This is a genomic window from Kribbella sp. NPDC023972, assembly GCF_040639075.1.
GTDB lineage: Bacteria > Actinomycetota > Actinomycetes > Propionibacteriales > Kribbellaceae > Kribbella.
In genome coordinates this window covers 16,129-34,254 of the sequence record NZ_JBEZZH010000006.1, presented here as the reverse complement: position 1 = coordinate 34,254, position 18,126 = coordinate 16,129, and the positions used below count along the sequence as shown (strand labels likewise).

Here is an 18,126-nt window from a genome sequence, read left to right as displayed (position 1 = left end):
CAAGCTGAATCCCATCACGTGTCGGTTGCGGATCAATCCGTTGCTCTCGGCATGTCTTCGGATGAATCCGTACGACGCGGTCCGGTGTAGTCGTCGCCGTACGCGCCAGGGGCCGGGCGGCGCTTCTTCCGGGGGGCCTGGACACCGTGTGCCATCCGCCGCGCGGTGACCAGGAACGCGGTGTGACCCTGCATCCGGTGACCCGGCCGGACCGCCAGTCCCTCGACGTGCCAGTCCCGGACCAGTGACTCCCAGGCGCGAGGCTCGGTGAACTCCCCATGAGCCCTCAGCGTCTCCACAACCCGGCTCAGCTGCGTCGTGGTGGCGACGTACGCGCAGAACACCCCGCCGGGTGACAGGGCCTCCGCGACGGCGTCCACGCACTCCCAGGGGGCCAGCATGTCGAGGACGACGCGGTCCACGTCGCGCTCGTTCAGCTTCTCGACCAGGTCACCGACCTCGAGCCGCCAGGCCGGGTGCTCGCCGCCGAAGAAACCGGTCACGTTCCTGCGGGCGACCTCGGCGAAATCTTCCCGCCGCTCGAACGAGATGACCTGTCCGTGGATCCCGACCGCGCGCAGCAGGGCCGTGGTCAGCGCGCCGGAGCCCGCCCCGGCCTCGACCACCTTCGCCCCCGGGAAGATGTCGGCCATGGTGACGATCTGCGCGGTGTCCTTCGGGTAGATCACCGCGGCGCCCCGCGGCATGGAAACCGAGTAGTCAGCCATCAGCGGCCGCAGCGCCAGATACTCGACGCCGCCCTTCGACTTGATCACGACCGCGTCCGGGCCGTCGATCAGGTCGTCGTGCGCGATCCCGCCCTTGGTGGTGTGGAAGATCTTCCCGCGCTCCAGGAGCACCGAGTGCCGGCGGCCCTTGGAGTCCTGCAGGGTGATCCACTCGCCCTCCTGCAACGGTCCGTGGTGGACCCCGGAGAACGCCTGGTCGGGAAAGTCACGCAGCTCAGCCATAAGGCGCTCACCCTAACTCTGCTTATCGGCCGGGCCTTCGGCGCCGGCATGGTCATGGGGCTTTGACTCCCGGCCTTCCCTCGTCGCTCCAGTCGCTGCGCTCCCTCCGCTCCTCAGTCCAGGCAGGGAGGCCCCATGACCGTCAGCGGCCGCGGAAGGCGCGTTCCACGTCGGCGGTGGCGAGTACGCCGTACACGGATCCGGTGGCGTCGAGGACCAGGTACTCCGTGGAGGGCTGCTCACGCAGCGTCTTGAGGATCTCCTCGCCGGTGTCGTTGACACCGATGATGCGGCCCGCGCCGATTCGGGTCGCGACCTCGCTGACGTTGGTCCACGGTCGCTGGTTCGGCGCCACCGCGGCGACCGCGGCCTCGGACACCAGCGCGTGCGGCTTGCCCTCGCCGTCGATCACCACGACCGCCCCGGCCTGCGCCTCGCCGGCCAGCCGGACCGCTTCCGAGATCGGCGTACCGGAATGTACGGCGACCGCCCGCCGGGCCAGCGTGCGGACCTGCAACGCGGGCAGCTTGCGCTGCAGCCGGGCCTGCATCAGCGACGACGTCGAGCCCATCCAGAGGAAGAACCCGACCAGCAGCGCGATCAGGAAGTCGATCATCGACGGCTGCCGGTCCCAGATCTCCTCCAGCAGGAGCGGCGCGGCCAGCACCGCGATCGCGAGCAGCCGGCCGGCCCAGGCGGCCACGATGGTGCCGGTGTGCATGTTGCCGGTGATCTTCCAGACCACCGCCCGCAGCACCCAGCCGCCGTCCAGCGGCAGGCCGGGCAGCAGGTTCGTCACGCCGACGATCAGGTTCGCGATCCTCAGTTCCCACAGGGCGACGTACCCGACGCCCTCGTCGAACGCGCGGGAGCCGAGGTAGGCCAGCCCGCCGACCACCAGCGAGGCGATCGGGCCGACCACCGAGACGGCGAATTCCTCGAGTGGTGACTTCCGCTCGCCCTCGATGTGCGTACCGGCCGCGAAGAAGCCGAGATTGATCTCCGACACCCCGATGCCGAACCGCATCGCCATCAGCGCGTGCGCGAGCTCGTGCACCAGGATCGACAGCGTGAACGCGACCACGAACGCGAACGCGGCCAGGTAGCGCCAGCTGCCGAGGTCCGGGAACTGCTGCCCGATGATCGCGGCGAACCCGATCGCCAGCAGCATCGCCACCGGTAGCCAGGTGAACCGCATGGTCAGCCGGATCCCGCGGACACGACCGAGGACCCAGGTACCGGGCGGCGGTGGGCCGGCCGGCTGGGCGGGACTCTGGGGATCACGCGGTTCTGACATCAACCCAACGCTACTGGCCCTCGGGTAACTGTTTGCTACACACCCACGTTCAGCGTGGCGGTATACCCGCTGCTGACGGCCCCGGTGACCGTGGCGAGCTGGTGTACGCCGTCGTCGTCGCCGAAGACGTTGTCGTCCTCGAGCGACGTCTGCTGCATGTTCTCCGCGCTCCCGTCGTACCCGTCGGTGGCGTAGACCGTGTCGCAGACGTCCTTCGGGAACGCCAGCTGGGAGGTCGCGCTGATCTTCCCCGCCGCGGTGGCTTCGGACAGGCTGGAGTACACCTCGAAGTGGATGTGCGGCCAGCGGCCCCTGTACGCGGCCGGGAAGATAGTGGTGAAGGTGACCTTGCCGTTCGCGTCGGCGGCCTGGACGCCGCGGCAGTAGTTCTCGTTGGTGACGCCGTCGGAGTAGAGCGAGTAGCGGCCCTGCGCGTCGCAGTGCCACAGGTAGACGGCCGCGCCGGCCAGCGGTGTGTCCTTGTCCGCGTCCAGGATGGTGAGCTCGACCGTCAGCGGTACGCCGGCCGCGACGCCGGAGGCGGAGCCGAAGGACTTGGTGATGTCCTTGCGGACGATGCCGGACTCGGTCAGCACGTTCGGGCCGTTGGAGCCGTCACCGGGGTACGGTCCGGCCGTCTCCTGCGGGATCTCGTCCACGGCGGTGGTGCCGGTCGCCGTACTGCTGGTGGCGCTCGGCGAGCTGCTGGTCGTGGTGCCGGTCGTGTTGCTCGGTGTGCTCGACGTCGTCGTCGTACCGGTGGTCGAGTCGCCGGCGTCGTCGGTCGCGCAGCCGGCCACGACCGCGAGGCCGGCGCCGGCGAAGAGGCCGAGGAATCTCCGTCGCTGCAGCGTGCCGAGGTCGTACTCCAGCCCGAGGTCGTGTTCGCGCGGTGGTTTCTGCGGAGGGGTCATGATGGCTCCTTGCCGGTTCGTTGGCTCAAGCCTGGCAAGCGGAGCCGATGGTTTGCCGAAAGTCTGCTGGGAGTTCGCTGCGAACGGTTTTCCACAGCCTGGGGTGGTGCGCACGCGAAGTGTCGGTGGTCTCGCCTAGGGTTTCGGCATGAGCGTTGCAGTGGAAGCGGATCCGCATGTGCACCCACGTGGGGCATTGTCGCCGTCCCGGGCCGCGGATTTCATGAGCTGCCCGCTCAAGTACCGGTTCCGCGTGATCGACCGGCTGCCGGAGAAACCCTCGGCCGCGGCGGTCCGGGGCACGGTGGTGCACGGCGTGCTGGAGCGCCTGTTCGACCTGCCGCGCGGTCAGCGGACGCTGGAGCACGCGGCGGAGATGCTGGAGCCGCAGTGGCAGCAGGTGCTGGCCGCGGAGCCCGAGGTGGCTCAGCTGTTCGCCGAGGACGCCAGCGGCGAGGAGCTGGCCGGCTGGCTGGCCGAGGCGCACCAGCTGCTCGGCAAGTACTTCACCCTCGAGGACCCGAACGCGCTGGAGCCGGCCGAGCGGGAGCTGTACGTCGAGACCGAGCTCGACTCAGGCCTGGTACTGCGCGGCTACGTGGACCGGCTCGACGTCGCCCCGACCGGTGAGATCCGCGTGGTCGACTACAAGACCGGCCGGTCGCCCTCGGAGTTCTTCGAGGCCAAGGCGCTGTTCCAGATGAAGTTCTACGCGCTGGTGCTCTGGCGGCTGCGCGGAGTCGTACCCGCGATGCTGCAACTGGTGTATCTGGGCAACGGCGAGATCGTCCGCTACATCCCCGACGAGGCGGATCTGCGCGCTTGTGAACGCAAGATCTCGGCCCTGTGGACGGCGATCACCCGGGCCCTCGACTCCGGCGACTGGCGCCCGAGCCCCGGCCCACTCTGCGACTGGTGCGACCACAAGGCCCTCTGCCCCGCCTGGGGCGGCACTCCCCCACCCCTCCCGACCCGCTCAGCCGAGGAGATCGCCGCCGAATCCGCCGGCGTAGACCTCGTAGGTGTCGACGGCTGACCTCCCGTACCCGCCACCACCCGTTGGGACGTTGCACAGGTCCTGGTGAGTCGACACAAGGTATTTTCGGCTGTGATGCCAGATGTCTGGATGATGGTTCACCGGATCTCAGCCGCTTGCCTGTCGTCAGCCGCCGTGTATCCGTGACGAATCACCAGACCAGCGGTTCCGGTCCTGCCGACCGGGGAGAGTTTTGCGCCCGATCTGGGGCAAAACCCTCCCCAGTCCACCATCGGACCACCACCCCTGGTGGGCCGGCACATGGTATTTCCTGTTCTTGGCCGCCGGAGGTTGTGCCGGGACCCGCTTGCTGGTTGCTCGTGAGTGCGACCGGGAGGTGGTTGGGGGTGGAGGAACCCTGGGTGGATAGCGTTCGTCGCATGAGCGTGGTTCGGGCGGTCGGGTTGTGGAAGCGGTACGGCGGCGGGCAGACGCAGGTGGACGCGCTGGCCGACGTGAGTGCCGAGTTCGGGCAGGGCCGGTTCACCGCGATCATGGGTCCGTCGGGCTCCGGCAAGTCCACGCTGCTGCATTGTCTGGCCGGGCTGGACAAGCCGACGGACGGGCAGGTGTTCATCGGCGACCTGGACATCACCCGGCTGCCGGAGAAGCAGCTGACACATCTGCGCCGCGACCGGATCGGGTTCGTGTTCCAGGCGTTCAACCTGGTCCCGACGCTGACCGCGCTGGAGAACATCACGCTCCCGCTCGACCTGGCCGGCCGCAAACCCGACCGGGAGTGGCTCGACACCGTCGTCGACACGATCGGGCTGAAGGATCGCCTCCACCACAAGCCCGCCGAGCTGTCCGGCGGTCAGCAGCAGCGGGTCGCCTGTGCCCGCGCGCTCGCCTCCCGGCCCGACGTGGTGTTCGCCGACGAGCCCACCGGCAACCTCGACTCCCGGTCGTCGGCCGACGTACTCGACTTCCTGCATCGATCCGTTCGCGACTTCGGCCAGACCGTTGTGATGGTCACCCACGACCCGACGGCGGCGTCGTACGCGGATCGCGTGCTGTTTCTCGCCGATGGCCGGCTGCGTAGCGAGCTGCTCGACCCGACGGCCGAAACGGTGCTCGAGACCATGAAGCAGCTCGACGTGACCGCAGCAGCGGCCGGCTGATGCTCAAGCTCGCTCTCCGGTCGGTCCTCGCGCATCGGCTGCGGTTCGTGCTGTGCACGGTCGCGGTGCTGCTCGGGATCGGCTTCGTCGCGGGCGCGATGGTCTTCACCGACACGCTCTCGGCCGCGTTGAAGAAGAACTTCTCCACCAGTACGGCGGACATCACCGTCACTCCGGTCGACCCGGTCGAGGCCGGGTCCGGCCGGCCCGCGACGTTCACCTCCGACACGGTCGAGCGCATCGCCGCCGTGCCGGGAGTGGCCAGCGCCGACCCGGAGCTGCTGGTCGGCGACGTACAGATCCTCGCGCCGGACGGGAAACCGGTCGAGTCGCCAGGCCTGTCGACGTACGGCGGTGCGTGGCCGCGCGACGCACGGACGGCGCCGTTCCGGCTCCTCGACGGCAAGCCGCCGTGGGGCGACTCCCAGCTGGCCCTCGACCAGTCGACCGCGTCGCGGGCGGGGTACGTCGTCGGCGACCAGGTCCGCGTGATCACCTCGACCCAGGCCGTCACCGCCGAGCTGAGCGCGATCACCACCCCGCCGGTCGCCGGTGCGGCGGCCGGCGCACCGCTCGTCACCTTCGATCCGGCGACCGCCCAGCGACTCTTCCTCGGCGGACCCGGCTGGACCTCGGTCGGCGTCGCCCTCACCCCGGGCTCCGATCCGGAGACCGTCAGCAGGGCGATCGCCCAGACCATCGGTGACGGTGTCAAGGTCCGCACCGCCGCGCAGGTCGCGTCCGACGGCGAGAACGCCCTGGACAACGCGTTCGGCGGCTCCAGCACCGTGCTGATGCTGTTCGCCGGGCTCGCGTTGTTCGTCGGTGCGTTCCTGATCGTCAACACGTTCGCGATGCTCGTCGCGCAGCGATCCAGGGAGCTCGCCATGCTCCGGGCGATCGGCGCCTCCCGCGGGCAGGTGACCGCGACCGTGCTGATCGAGGCGCTGGTGATCGGCGCGCTGGGCTCCACGCTCGGCCTGCTGCTCGGCATCGGCGTGGCCGCGGGCATCCGGCTCGGCTATGAGTGGCTCGACCTGGCCATCCCCAGTGCCACCCTGCAGGTCAGTGCCGCGACGATCATCGCGTGCTACCTGATCGGCATCGGCGTCACGGTTGCCGCGGCGTACCCGGCCGCTCGCCGCGCCGGAAAGCTCCCGCCGATGGCCGCACTACGCGACGACGTCGCTCTCCCCGAGCGGTCGATGCTGGTCCGGCTGCTCATCGGCGGGTTCATGCTGCTGATGGCGGTGACGCTGTACCTGATCGCCCTGCAGGCCAACGGCCTCCCCGGCGCGGTACTCCTGGCCCTTGCCGCCGCGATCACCCTGCTGGGCATCGTGATGACCAGCCCGCTCGTCAGCCGGTACGCCGTACGCGCCCTGATGTGGCCGTTGGGCCGCAAGGCCCCGGTGACGCTGGGCCGCCGCAACGCCGAGCGCAACCCCCGCCGTACGTCGGCCACCGCGTCGGCGCTGATGATCTCCGTCGCGCTGATCAGCGGCCTGATCGTGATCGCCGCCTCGGCCAAGGCGTCCATCGAGCGGAACATCACCGACGCGATCGGCACGTCGGAACTCGTTGTCAGCTCCGACGGCCCGGACTCCTTCAGCCCGCGGATCGCCGACCGGATCGCCAAGGTCTCCGGCGTCGAGTCGGTGCACCGGGTCCGTCAGCGGCAAGGCAAGGTCGGGAACACCACCGTCCGGGTCAGCGGCATCAGCGACGGCACCCTCGACGGTCCGATCACCGCGAAGCTCGACTCCGGCTCCCGCGACGGACTCGGCAAAGGCCAGGCTCTGCTCCCCCGCACGTTGGCGAAGACCCTCGACCTGTCACCCGGCAAGACGTTCGACCTGACCACGACGACCGGCAAGCACCGTCTCACCGTCGCCGGCATCCTCGCCCCCAACCGCCAACTCAACGCGATCGTCCTCTCGCTGCCGACATACGACTCGATCGGCGGCGCACCGACCGACACGCTGCTGTACGTCGAAGTTGCCCAGAGCACCGGTCCCGCGCAGGCGGGGCAGGCGATCCTCGGCGAGCTGAAGGACTACCCGTCGATCCGGGTCCGCGACCAGCAGGCGTACGTCGCCGACGCGCGCGGACCGGTCAACGTCGCGCTCGGTGTCGTCGGCATGCTGCTCGGGCTGGCGATCCTGATCGCGATCCTGGGCATCGTGAACACGCTCGCTCTCGGGGTGGTCGAGCGGACCCGCGAGATCGGCCTGCTGCGGGCGATCGGGATGGATCGGCCGCAGCTCAGCCGGATGCTCCGGGTCGAGTCGATCGCGATCTCGCTGCTCGGCACGCTGCTCGGGTTGGTGATCGGTGTCGTGTTCGCCGCGTCCGTGCAGACGGTGATGGTCGATAACGGGCTGAGTGTCCTGGACATCCCGGTGCTCCAACTGGTGGCCGCGGCATTGCTTGCCGGGGTTGTCGGCGTACTGGCCGCGGTGTGGCCGTCCCGCCGAGCCGCACGGCTGGATGTCCTGCAAGCAATCGCCACTGAGTGAAGCCATAGGCCTCATAAGTAGATAACCTGCCGGTGTGCCGGGCACTGTGCAGTCCATCGAGCGGGCTGCCGCTGTGCTGCGACTGCTCGCGGCCGCCCCCGACGGGCTCGGGGTCGCCGACCTCGGCAACGCGCTCGGGCTGGCGAAGACGACCGTGCACGGGATTCTCCGGACCTTGCACCAGGTCGGGTTCGTCGAGCAGGACCACAGCGGCGCGCACTACCACCTGAGCGATGCGTTCGGCCGCCTCGGCGAGACCTACCTGGATCCGAACGAGCTCCGCAGCCGGGCGATCAACTGGGCCGACTCACTCGCCTCCCGCAGCGGCGAGGTCGTCCGCGTCGGCCGGCTGGTCGAGGGCAAGGTCGTGGTCGTCCACCACGTGTTCCGCCCGGACGACAGCGACCAGGACCTCGACGTCGGTACGACGCTGCCTCCGCACGCCTGCGCACTCGGCAAGGCCGTGCTGGCGTTCGACACCAGCGGAGCCGCCCGGCCGCGGAAGCTGGAGGCGTACACGACCAGGACGATCGTCGACCCGGCCCGGCTGGCCGAGGAACTGGCGGCGGTGCGGGCCAAGGGGTGGGCCGGAGAGTTCGAGGAGTACACCGTCGAGATGGCCAGTATCGCGGCGCCGATCCGCGGCCTCGGCGGCCTCGTGGTCGGTGCCGTCGGGATGACCGGCCGGATCGAGCGTCTCTGCGACAGCCGGCTGCGCCACCGTCCGGACCTGGTGAGCATGGTGCGCGCCACCGCTGAAGCCATCGGCCGCGACCTGCGGGAGGCCGGTTGATGGTCCGACGGGGGTGGATGAATGGCTGAGCAGTACGTGGCGGCGGTCGATCAGGGGACGAACTCATCGCGGTGCATTCTGTTCGACCGGCGCGGGCGGTTGGTCTCGGTGGCGCAACGCGAGCACCGGCAACTGTTCCCGCGGCCGGGCTGGGTCGAGCACGACGCGAGCGAGATCTGGCGGAACGTGGCCCGGGTGGTCCCGGCCGCGATTCGGCAGATCGGCGCCGAGGCGTCCCAGATCGTTGCCATCGGCATCACCAACCAGCGCGAGACCAGCCTGCTCTGGGACCGCCGGACCGGCCGGCCGATCGGCCACGCGGTGGTCTGGCAGGACACCCGGACCGACCGCCTGGTCACCGAACTGGCCGGCGACGAAGGCCCGGACCGGTTCGCGGATCTGTGCGGCCTGCCGCTCACGACGTACTTCTCCGCGCCGCGGATCCGCTGGATGCTCGACCACACCCCCGGCCTGCGGCAGCGCGCCGAACGCGGCGAGGTGCTGTTCGGCACGATGGAGACCTGGCTGATCTGGAACTTCACCGGCGGTGTGAACGGTGGTCTGCACGTCACCGACGTGACGAATGCCAGTCGCACGATGCTGATGAACATCGAGACCCTGCAGTGGGACGAGACGCTCTTACAGGCGTTCGACGTACCGCGGGCCGTATTGCCGGAGATCCGGCCGTCGTCCGGAGTGTTCGCGACCGCCACCGAGGTGCTGCCCGGCGTACGGATCGGGGCCGCGCTCGGCGATCAGCAGGCCGCGCTGTTCGGCCAGACGTGTTTCAGTGCCGGTGAGGCGAAGTGCACTTACGGCACCGGGTCGTTCCTGCTGTTGCACACCGGTCAGGAGATCGTCCGGTCGAAGCACGGCATGCTCACCACCGTCGCGTACCAGATCGGGGACGAGCCCGCGTCGTACGCGCTGGAAGGCTCGATGGCGGTGACCGGGTCGCTGGTGCAGTGGTTCCGCGACGGGCTCGGGCTGATCCACACCGCGGCCGAGATCGAGACGCTCGCGCGGAGGGTCGACGACAACGGCGGCGCGTACATCGTGCCGGCGTTCTCCGGCCTGTTCGCGCCGCATTGGCGTAGTGAGGCCCGCGGTGTCATCGCGGGACTGACCGGCTACATCACCAAGGGCCATCTGGCCCGGGCGGTGCTCGAGGCGACCGGGTTCCAGACACTCGAAGTGGTCGACGCGATGAACGCCGACTCCGGCATCGCCCCGACCGCGTTGAAGGTCGACGGCGGCATGACGGCGAACAACCTGCTGATGCAGTTCATCGCCGATCTGCTCGACGTCAGGGTGGTACGCCCGATGGTGACCGAGACGGTGTCGCTCGGCGCCGCCTACGCGGCCGGCCTGGCGGTCGGCTACTGGCCGGACCTGGAAGGACTCCGCAGCAACTGGCATCGAGCCGGCCAGTGGCTGCCGAACATGGACCCGGCCCGCCGCGCCGCCGAGTACCAGAACTGGAAGGCCGCCGTCCAGCGAACCTTCAACTGGATCCGCCCAGCGGAGTAGACCGCACCTCCACTGCATGCCATGGGACGACGGCCGACCGTGTACGACGTTGCCGCCCGCGGCACACCGTCCCGGTCGACAACCGCACCGGGATGACCGACCTCACCGCGCATCTCCTGCAAACACACGGCTTTCGCCGCTTCGTCTACCTAGGCGACACGCCCCTGCCCGAGTTCAGATCCCGGTACCACGGGTTCCATCGTGGCCTTTGCTCCAGTGCGGCGAGGTGCCGTGCCGAGTGCCGCGCAGTAGGTGAGGGACCGTCAGACACGGCCTAATCGGTGATCGGTGCGGCGTGCGCCTCCTCGAAGCCGGCGGCGGCCAGGCGATCGAGGGTCTGCTGAAGGACCGCGGTGTCCTCCAGCGTGCGGACCTCGGTGATCTTGCCCCACTTCATCCGCAGGAACTGATGGACGACGTTCTGGTACCGAGAGCCGTCCGCGACCTCGACGTCGACGGTCACCGCGGTCGCGACGCGCGTGTCCCACGGCCAGCCCGCGACCAGTACGTCGTGCACGTCGAACCGCGTGTTGGGCAGCAGCCGGAAGCATCGCTCCCACCACCGTCGCAACGCGTCGTGGGTGTGCCGCTCACCGGACAACGCGTGGTCGCCGTAGAACCGGTAGGTGAACGACGGCGCCATCCCGGCCACCATCGCCTCCCAGTTCCCCGCGCTGATCTGCGCGAACGCGTTCCGGACTTGCTTCGCCACGAATCGGTGATACATACGTCCAACCTAGGCACCTCACGCAACCCCGCGCGTTTGGTCACTCCATCCCCCGGCCCAGGCGGTCGAACTGCCCCTGGGGCGGCGCTGATCGCCACCGACCTCGCAGCAACCGGACACTGATGATGATGATCCACACCCAGAAGAGGGTGTACGGGATCAGCCACACCGGGCTCGTCCACAGCGCGCGACCAACCACGAACCCGGCACCCGCCACGACCGCCCACCAGCCGAGCCATGCCGGAAGCGATCAAGACGACAGGATGACCCAGCCGGCCGCCAGCAGGAAGCTCGCCAGGGCGAGCCACGCGTTCGCGAAACCCAGGTTGCCCTGATCGAAGGCCAGGCGGGCGAGTTGTGGATCCACACCGTCATCGACGCGGAACCCGGCCAGATCCCAGCCCGGGCTCATCACCGGGACCACGAACACGATGCCGGACACCAGTGCGACCACCGACCGCCAGGCAGGCTGACCCTCGGCGGCCCGCAGGACCGCCCAGAATCCGGCGAAGAACCAGAGCAAAGCGAGTGCGGCGATCAGGCCGAGAAAGGATCCGGCCGCGTAGAGCGTGTCGTTGCGCGCCTCGAAGAAGCCGAGGATCTCCTCGGCCGATGCGTCGAAGGCCGGCTCCCCGCCGCCGGCCTGCACCAGCGCCTGGCTGCCGGCCACCAGCACGATGCCGGCCAGTCCCGCGATCCCGGTGGCGACCGACAGGGTCCGCCACTGCCTGTTTGTTGCCTCCGCCCCCATATGTCCTCCCCTGGCTCACCCACTTCCGAGTAAGCCATGGGAGGACCGCACCGTCCAGACGTCAGGCAGGGGACACGATATCCGGGGCCTCCAGGCGGACCTTGTCGGCGGACTCGTCGTCGGGCTGGTCCTGGGAGTCTCGCTCGGACTGGACCCGGCGCAGGTAGAACGACACCTCGCGCTCGATCGTCGCCTCGTCCCAGCCGAGGACGGGTGCCACCAGCCGGGCCGCGGCCTCGGCCGCCCCGACGCCGCGATCCCAGGCCTCGATGGAGATCCGGGTCCGCCGGGCCAGGATGTCGTCGAGGTGACGAGCGCCTTCGGCCTTGGCGCCGTACACGATCTCGGCCTTGAGGTAGTCCTGCGTGCCGGGTAGCTGCTCACCCAGCGCCGGGTCCTCCGCCACCAGCTCGAGGACCTCGTCGATCAGGGTGCCGTACCGGTTGAGCAGGTGCTCGATCCGGGCGACGTGCAGGCCGGACCGTTGCGCGATCAGGTGCCGCTGGTTCCACAGCGCGTGGTAGCCGTCGGCACCGACCAGCGGGATGTTCTTGGTGGTGCATTTCGGCACCCGCCCGTCGAGGGCGTTCGCGACCGCGTCGATCGCGTCCTTGGCCATCACCCGATACGTCGTGTACTTGCCGCCGGCAACCACCACGAGACCCGGCGCGGCGTGTGCGACGACGTGCTCGCGGGACAGCTTCGACGTACTCTCCGACTCACCGGCCAGCAGCGGGCGCAGTCCGGCGTACACGCCTTCGACATCCTCGCGGGTCAACGGGGTGTTCAGGACCGCGTTGACGTGGTCGAGCAGGTACTCGATGTCCTTGCTGGTCGCGGCCGGGTGCGCCTTGTCCAGGTTCCAGTCGGTGTCCGTGGTGCCGATCAGCCAGTGCCGGCCCCACGGGATGATGAACAGCACCGACTTCTCGGTCCGCAGGATCATCCCGGTGCTGGACTGGATCCGGTCCTTCGGGACGACCAGGTGGATCCCCTTCGACGCGCGGACGTGGTACTGACCGCGCTCGCCGACCATCGCCTGGGTGTCATCGGTCCACACCCCGGTCGCGTTCACGACCTGCTTGGCCCGGACCTCGAACTCGCGGCCACTCTCCAGGTCCTTCGCCTGCACCCCGGTCACCCGCTCGCCCTGCCGCAGGAACCCGGTGACCTTGACCCGGTTGGCGACATGAGCGCCGTACGACGCTGCCGTCCGGGCCAGCTCCATGGTGTGCCGGGCGTCGTCGACCTGGGCGTCGTAGTACTGGATCGCGCCGACCAGGGCCGACTTCTTCAGGCTCGGCACCAGCCGCATCGCGCCGCGCCGGGTCAGGTGCCGGTGGATCGGCAGCCCGGCGCCGAGACCCGAGCTGACCGCCATTCCGTCGTACAGGGCGACACCGGCGCCGGCGTACAACCGCTCCCACCCGCGGTGCTGCAGCGGGTAGAGGAACGGCACCGGCTTCACCAGGTGCGGTGCCAGGCGTTGCAGGAGCAGCCCACGCTCCTGCAACGCCTCGTGCACCAGCCGGAAGTCGAGCATCTCCAGGTAGCGCAGGCCACCATGCACCAACTTGCTGGACCGGCTGGAGGTGCCGCTCGCGAAGTCGCGCGCCTCCAGCAGCCCGGTGGTCAGGCCCCGGGTCGCGGCGTCGAGGGCCGACCCGGCGCCGACCACCCCGCCACCGATCACCAGGACGTCCAGTTCCCGTCCGTCGGCCATCGCGTCGATGGCCTCGGCCCTCGCTTGCGGTGACAGAGCCACTGCGCCCACTGTGCTGTTCCTTCCGAATCTGTTGCGTGTCAATCAGTCGACGTCGACCCAGTCAAGAGTGCGCTGGACCGCCTTCTGCCAGCCGGCGTACCCCTGGGCCCGCTGCTCGTCGTCCCACTGCGGCTCCCACCGCTTGTCCTCGTTCCAGTTCTGCACCAGCTCGTCCTTGTTCTTCCAGAACCCGACGGCCAGGCCGGCCGCGTAGGCCGCCCCGAGCGCGGTGGTCTCCGCGACCACCGGCTTGCTCACCGAGACGCCGAGGATGTCGGCCTGCATCTGCATGCAGAGCTCGTTCGCGGTGACACCACCGTCCACCTTGAGCACCTCGAGCTTCACCCCGGAGTCCTTCTCCATCGCGTCCGCCACGTCCTTGCTCTGGTAGCAGATCGCTTCCAGTGTTGCGCGAGCCAGGTGGGCGTTGGTGTTGAACCGGGACAGGCCGACGATCGCGCCCCGGGCGTCGGAGCGCCAGTACGGCGCGAACAGGCCGGAGAACGCGGGCACGAAGTACACCCCGCCGTTGTCCGCGACCTGCCGGGCCAGCGTCTCGGTCTCGCTCGCACCGGAGATGATGCCGAGCTGGTCGCGCAGCCACTGGACCGCCGAGCCGGTCACCGCGATCGAACCCTCGAGCGCGTACACCGGCGCCTCGTCGCCGAACTTGTAGCACATCGTGCTGAGCAGGCCGGCCTTCGACCGGACCAGCTCGGTGCCGGTGTTCAGCAGCATGAAGTTACCGGTGCCGTAGGTGTTCTTGGCCTCACCCGGGTTGAAGCAGACCTGGCCGACGGTCGCCGCCTGCTGGTCGCCGAGGTCACCGGTCAGCGGCACCACGCCGCCCACCGGTCCGTTCGCCAGTGTCTCGCCGTACTTGTTCGGGTCCGACGAGGGGCGGATCTCCGGCAGCATCTGCCGCGGGATGTTGAAGAACGAGATCAGCTCGTCGTCCCAGTCGAGCGTCTCCAGGTTCATCAGCATGGTCCGGCTGGCGTTCGTCACGTCGGTGACATGGACACCGCCGTCGACGCCGCCGGTGAGGTTCCACAGCAGCCAGGTGTCGGTGTTGCCGAAGACGGCGTCACCCGCCTCGGCCGCCTCGCGCACGCCGTCGACGTTCTCCAGGATCCACTGCACCTTGCCGGCCGAGAAGTACGTCGCCGGCGGCAGCCCGGCCTTCTGCCGGATCACGTCGCCCCGGCCGTCGCGGTCGAGCGCGGAGGCGATCCGGTCGGTCCGGGTGTCCTGCCAGACGATCGCGTTGTAGTACGGCCGCCCGGTCCTGCGGTTCCAGACCACCGCGGTCTCGCGCTGGTTGGTGATGCCGAGCGCGGCCAGGTCACTGGCCTGCAGACCCTTCGCGTTCATCGCGGTCCGGATCACCGAGCTGGTCCGCTCCCAGATCTCCACCGGGTTGTGCTCGACCCAGCCGGCCTGCGGCAGGATCTGCTCGTGCTCCAGCTGGTGGATGCCCACCTCGTTGCCGGAGTGATCGAAGATCATGAAGCGGGTGCTCGTGGTGCCCTGGTCGACGGCACCGACGAAGTCAGCCATGGATAGTCCTCTCCTCACACGTGGTCACGCAGGTCATGCTGCCCTCTCCTCCGGGATCCGGCCCGGCTCTTCTTCCTCGTCGGCGATCGGCAGGTTGCGGCCGACCAGCAGGTCGTACAGGAACGCGCCGACCAGCGCCCCGATGATCGGCGCCACGATCGGCACCCAGAAATACAGATCCCCGAACTGATCTTTGAAGGCCCCTCCGTACCCGGTGAAGAAGGAGGCCAGCCGGGGCCCGAAGTCACGGGCCGGGTTGATCGCGTAGCCCGCGTTGGTGCCCCACGCCATCCCGATGCCGACCACCAGCAGGCCGACGATGAACGGCGCCAGGTTCGCCGCCGGGGACGTGTTGCGCAGGTCGGTGATCGCCAGGATGACGAACATCAGGATCGCCGTACCGATGATCTGGTCCCGGAAGCCGCCCCACATGCCGACACCGAGATCCAGGCTGCCGTTACCCGGCAGGGTGGAGAACACGCCCTGGCTCTTGATCGTGAGCCCGGGATCGAACTTGTTCAGTGCCTCGGTGTAGTTCCAGCGAACCACGAGCGCCGCCAGGAACGCCCCGAGGAACTGGGCCACCGAGTACGGCAGCACCTTCTTCCAGCTGAACCCGCGGAACGCCGCCAGCGCGATCGTCACCGCCGGGTTCAGGTGCGCGCCGGTCATCCGGCCCGCGGTGTAGATGCCCAGGGTCACGCCGATACCCCAGGCCCACGCGATGGAGTCGTGGTCCCCGAGGCCCTCGCCCCCGGCCACCACCTGCGCCACCACACCGCAGCCGAACAGGATCAGGATGAACGTGCCCGCGAGCTCGGCGGCACACTCCCCCAGGAGGGTCTTCGCCTTGACCGCTTCGGTCGTAGCCATGCCTTAGCCTCCCTTCCACACCGTGACGACCACGGCTGGCTGGAATCTAAGAGTGATCGCGAGACTGCACAACGCTCCCCGTTCGACATTGTCGAACGCCCCAGCCGTGTGCCGAGGATCTCACCTTGCCAACCGATTGGCGGCGGTTGGCGTCTGGGGTGTGGGTCTACTCGGGTTCTGGAGGGTTGGATGAACGTGTCGCTGCTTGCGGGTTGGTTTCCGGCGACGCTCGACGTCATCGCCGTGGGAGTCTTGCTGGTCGCGGTGGGGTGGCGGAATCGGCGGTGGCGATCGCGGTCGGTGCCGTTGATCGTGGGCGGAGCTGTCCTGGGAACGCTGATCGCGGCGTACCCGGGGACGCGCCTGCTCGGGATCACGGATCCGTTGCCGTTCCGGGTGTGGTTGTGGTTCGGGGCCGCGCTCGGTGCACTGATCCTGCTGGCCGCCGGGTGGCGGAGCGCTCGGTGGTGGCGGCGCGGGACGGCGGTTCTGGCGGCGGCGCTCGCGACGCTGGTGTGCGTCAACCAGATCAACCAGTTCGTCGGTTACTACCCGACCATCGACTCTGCGGTGAACGACTGGACCGACTCAGCGCTGCCGGGGCAGGTATCCATGTCGGGACTGGCCCACGACACCGGTACGGCGAAGCTGCCGCCGGCCGGACGGCTGGTCGCGGTGAACATCCCACCGGCGTACAGCGGTTTCAGGCATCGGCAGGAGCTGGTCTACCTGCCGCCGATCTGGTTCCAGGGCCACCATCGGCCCGCGCTCCCAGTGGTCGAGCTGATCGGCGGCGAGCGCGGCGGTCCGGGTGACTGGGTCCGGCTCGGCAACGCCGTACAGGTGTCCGACGCGTACGCACGCCGGCACCACGGGTACGCTCCCATCCTGGTCTTCACCGACCCGATAGCGAACTTCGACAACGACACCGAGTGCGTGAACGGACCGCGCGGAAACTCCGCCGACCACCTCGACCAGGACATCCCGCGTTTCGTCGAGAACACGTTCGGCGCCTCTCGGGATCCCCGCCAATGGGCCGTGGCCGGATTCTCGATGGGCGGCACCTGTGCTCTCGACCTGGTCGTCGAGCATCCGTCGACGTTCACCCACTTCGTCGACATCTCCGGCGACCTGGCCCCGAACAGCGGCAATCCCGCGCAGACCCTGCACGACCTGTACGGCGGGAACGTCGCTGCCGAGAAGGCGAACGAACCGCTCCTGGTGATGCGTGCCCATGGCCCGTACCACGGCGTGAGCGGCCTCTTCCTGACCAGTACCGCAGAGATCAGCCATCAGCACGAGGCCGAGGAACTGTCCAAGGCCGCGGCCAAGGTGGGCATCTGGTCCCGAGTCGAGATCTCTCCCGGCAGGCACGTCTGGCAGTTCGCGGGACCAGCGTTCGCGTCCGCCTACCCTTGGCTCGTGGACCAGCTGACCCCCGCTGACCATCCGGCGAGGTCGTCGAGACCGGCGTGATCCGTCAGCTCCGACGACTCGCGGCCGCGCTGCTGATCACTGCGCTCATCGGCATTCTGGCCGGTGGCGACACGGTCAGCGAGGTCCGACGGTCATCGCTCTCCGCCGCCGCTCAGCTCCGCGTCGTGGCTCTCGGAGACTCCGTCACCTCCGGCCGCAACTGCGGCTGTGCCCCCTTCCCGGACATCTACGGCGACCTCCTGCGCGCCCGCACCGACGCGCCGGTCACCGTCGACAACCTGGGTGCCGCCGGCCTCGACTCCACCGGCCTCCTCAGCCGCCTCGACCAGCACAACTCCCCCACCGAGCTGGCGACGGCATCGGCTGACGTCGTACTGCTCACCATCGGGGCCAATGACTTCGGCGACCACCATGACGACATCACCAGCGGCCACTGCACCGGCACCGGATGCGTGTCCGACGAGCTCGGACAACTCACCACGAACCTGGACCGGATCCTCGACCGCATCCACGCTCTGCGCGACGGACAACCGACCACGATCCTGATCACCGGCTACTGGAACGTCTTCCAGGACGGCCAAGTGGCACGCCGCTCGTTCCCCGCCAGCGGCCGGGCCGCGACAACCCAACTCACCCGCCGGGTCAACACGGTCATCGCATCAACCGCACGCTCCGGCCGAGCCGTCTACGTCGATCTCTACGGACCGTTCGAGAGCGTGGACGTCACCAACCTGCTCGCATCCGACGGCGATCACCCGAACGCCGCCGGTCACGCTCTGATCGCCCGGCTTCTCCTCGCGGCAACACCGGCCAACCTGACCGGTCACTGAAG

15 protein-coding genes are annotated in these 18,126 nt (G+C 69.0%); 7 read left to right on the top strand and 8 right to left on the bottom strand.

Annotation, left to right across the window (positions count from 1 at the left end; genetic code table 11):
• Positions 1-32 precede the first annotated feature (32 nt).
• The 3 genes from AB0F43_RS23565 to AB0F43_RS23555 all read right to left on the bottom strand — a co-directional run bounded on the left by AB0F43_RS23565 (position 33) and on the right by AB0F43_RS23555 (position 3,182).
• The gene (locus AB0F43_RS23565) at positions 33-971 is read right to left on the bottom strand and encodes a tRNA (adenine-N1)-methyltransferase (RefSeq protein ID WP_360480586.1); all 939 of its coding nucleotides are present in this window, start codon (positions 969-971) and stop codon (positions 33-35) included.
• 142 nt (positions 972-1,113) lie between these two features.
• Positions 1,114-2,268, bottom strand: a complete 1,155-nt coding sequence (locus tag AB0F43_RS23560; protein ID WP_360480583.1) for a site-2 protease family protein — start codon at positions 2,266-2,268, stop codon at positions 1,114-1,116.
• Positions 2,269-2,303: 35 nt separating this feature from the next.
• On the bottom strand, positions 2,304-3,182 hold the full coding sequence (locus AB0F43_RS23555) for an intradiol ring-cleavage dioxygenase (protein ID WP_360480581.1): 879 nt from the start codon (positions 3,180-3,182) through the stop codon (positions 2,304-2,306).
• A gap of 148 nt (positions 3,183-3,330) precedes the next feature.
• Here AB0F43_RS23555 and AB0F43_RS23550 point away from each other — a divergent pair, with 148 nt between their 5' ends.
• From AB0F43_RS23550 to glpK (AB0F43_RS23530), 5 genes are all read left to right on the top strand, one after another.
• Positions 3,331-4,218 (top strand): PD-(D/E)XK nuclease family protein, encoded by an 888-nt coding sequence (locus tag AB0F43_RS23550; protein ID WP_360480578.1) that lies wholly within the window; start codon positions 3,331-3,333, stop codon positions 4,216-4,218.
• 380 nt (positions 4,219-4,598) lie between these two features.
• A complete protein-coding gene (locus tag AB0F43_RS23545) occupies positions 4,599-5,339 on the top strand; it encodes an ABC transporter ATP-binding protein (protein ID WP_360480575.1) in 741 nt (246 codons plus the stop codon).
• A complete protein-coding gene (locus AB0F43_RS23540; protein WP_360480572.1) occupies positions 5,339-7,858 on the top strand; it encodes an FtsX-like permease family protein in 2,520 nt (839 codons plus the stop codon). Before AB0F43_RS23545 ends, AB0F43_RS23540 begins: the two co-directional genes overlap by 1 nt.
• Before the next feature lie 34 nt (positions 7,859-7,892).
• On the top strand, positions 7,893-8,651 hold the full coding sequence (locus tag AB0F43_RS23535) for an IclR family transcriptional regulator (RefSeq protein WP_360480569.1): 759 nt from the start codon (positions 7,893-7,895) through the stop codon (positions 8,649-8,651).
• A gap of 21 nt (positions 8,652-8,672) precedes the next feature.
• Positions 8,673-10,181: a glycerol kinase GlpK gene (glpK, locus tag AB0F43_RS23530; RefSeq protein WP_360480566.1), complete on the top strand. Its 1,509-nt coding sequence runs from the start codon at positions 8,673-8,675 to the stop codon at positions 10,179-10,181.
• A gap of 274 nt (positions 10,182-10,455) precedes the next feature.
• Here glpK (AB0F43_RS23530) and AB0F43_RS23525 read toward each other — a convergent pair whose 3' ends face one another.
• The 5 genes from AB0F43_RS23525 to AB0F43_RS23505 all read right to left on the bottom strand — a co-directional run bounded on the left by AB0F43_RS23525 (position 10,456) and on the right by AB0F43_RS23505 (position 15,857).
• Complete coding sequence (locus tag AB0F43_RS23525; protein ID WP_360480563.1) at positions 10,456-10,893, bottom strand: nuclear transport factor 2 family protein; 438 nt, start codon at positions 10,891-10,893, stop codon at positions 10,456-10,458.
• 265 nt (positions 10,894-11,158) lie between these two features.
• The gene (locus AB0F43_RS23520; RefSeq protein WP_360480560.1) at positions 11,159-11,659 is read right to left on the bottom strand and encodes a hypothetical protein; all 501 of its coding nucleotides are present in this window, start codon (positions 11,657-11,659) and stop codon (positions 11,159-11,161) included.
• Between the two features lie 61 nt (positions 11,660-11,720).
• Positions 11,721-13,433, bottom strand: a complete 1,713-nt coding sequence (locus tag AB0F43_RS23515) for a glycerol-3-phosphate dehydrogenase/oxidase (protein ID WP_360480557.1) — start codon at positions 13,431-13,433, stop codon at positions 11,721-11,723.
• A gap of 33 nt (positions 13,434-13,466) precedes the next feature.
• Positions 13,467-14,984, bottom strand: coding sequence for a glycerol kinase GlpK (glpK, locus tag AB0F43_RS23510; RefSeq protein WP_360480554.1), 1,518 nt, complete (start codon positions 14,982-14,984; stop codon positions 13,467-13,469).
• Positions 14,985-15,017: 33 nt separating this feature from the next.
• Positions 15,018-15,857 (bottom strand): MIP/aquaporin family protein, encoded by an 840-nt coding sequence (locus tag AB0F43_RS23505; RefSeq protein ID WP_360480551.1) that lies wholly within the window; start codon positions 15,855-15,857, stop codon positions 15,018-15,020.
• Positions 15,858-16,046: 189 nt separating this feature from the next.
• Here AB0F43_RS23505 and AB0F43_RS23500 point away from each other — a divergent pair, with 189 nt between their 5' ends.
• Both AB0F43_RS23500 and AB0F43_RS23495 read left to right on the top strand, forming a co-directional pair.
• Positions 16,047-17,333 (top strand): alpha/beta hydrolase-fold protein, encoded by a 1,287-nt coding sequence (locus AB0F43_RS23500; RefSeq protein ID WP_360480548.1) that lies wholly within the window; start codon positions 16,047-16,049, stop codon positions 17,331-17,333.
• The gene (locus tag AB0F43_RS23495) at positions 17,330-18,124 is read left to right on the top strand and encodes an SGNH/GDSL hydrolase family protein (protein ID WP_360480545.1); all 795 of its coding nucleotides are present in this window, start codon (positions 17,330-17,332) and stop codon (positions 18,122-18,124) included. Before AB0F43_RS23500 ends, AB0F43_RS23495 begins: the two co-directional genes overlap by 4 nt.
• Positions 18,125-18,126: the final 2 nt, after the last annotated feature.

Excerpts from the sequence above, each read along its gene's own strand:
- AB0F43_RS23565 (WP_360480586.1), bottom strand. The coding sequence starts at position 971 with ATGGCTGAGCTGCGTGACTTTCCCGACCAGGCGTTCTCCGGGGTCCAC.
- AB0F43_RS23560 (WP_360480583.1), bottom strand. The coding sequence starts at position 2,268 with ATGTCAGAACCGCGTGATCCCCAGAGTCCCGCCCAGCCGGCCGGCCCA.
- AB0F43_RS23555 (WP_360480581.1), bottom strand. The coding sequence starts at position 3,182 with ATGACCCCTCCGCAGAAACCACCGCGCGAACACGACCTCGGGCTGGAG.
- AB0F43_RS23550 (WP_360480578.1), top strand. The coding sequence starts at position 3,331 with ATGAGCGTTGCAGTGGAAGCGGATCCGCATGTGCACCCACGTGGGGCA.
- AB0F43_RS23545 (WP_360480575.1), top strand. The coding sequence starts at position 4,599 with ATGAGCGTGGTTCGGGCGGTCGGGTTGTGGAAGCGGTACGGCGGCGGG.
- AB0F43_RS23540 (WP_360480572.1), top strand. The coding sequence starts at position 5,339 with ATGCTCAAGCTCGCTCTCCGGTCGGTCCTCGCGCATCGGCTGCGGTTC.
- glpK (WP_360480566.1), top strand. The coding sequence starts at position 8,673 with ATGGCTGAGCAGTACGTGGCGGCGGTCGATCAGGGGACGAACTCATCG.
- AB0F43_RS23520 (WP_360480560.1), bottom strand. The coding sequence starts at position 11,659 with ATGGGGGCGGAGGCAACAAACAGGCAGTGGCGGACCCTGTCGGTCGCC.
- glpK (WP_360480554.1), bottom strand. The coding sequence starts at position 14,984 with ATGGCTGACTTCGTCGGTGCCGTCGACCAGGGCACCACGAGCACCCGC.
- AB0F43_RS23505 (WP_360480551.1), bottom strand. The coding sequence starts at position 15,857 with ATGGCTACGACCGAAGCGGTCAAGGCGAAGACCCTCCTGGGGGAGTGT.
- AB0F43_RS23500 (WP_360480548.1), top strand. The coding sequence starts at position 16,047 with ATGAACGTGTCGCTGCTTGCGGGTTGGTTTCCGGCGACGCTCGACGTC.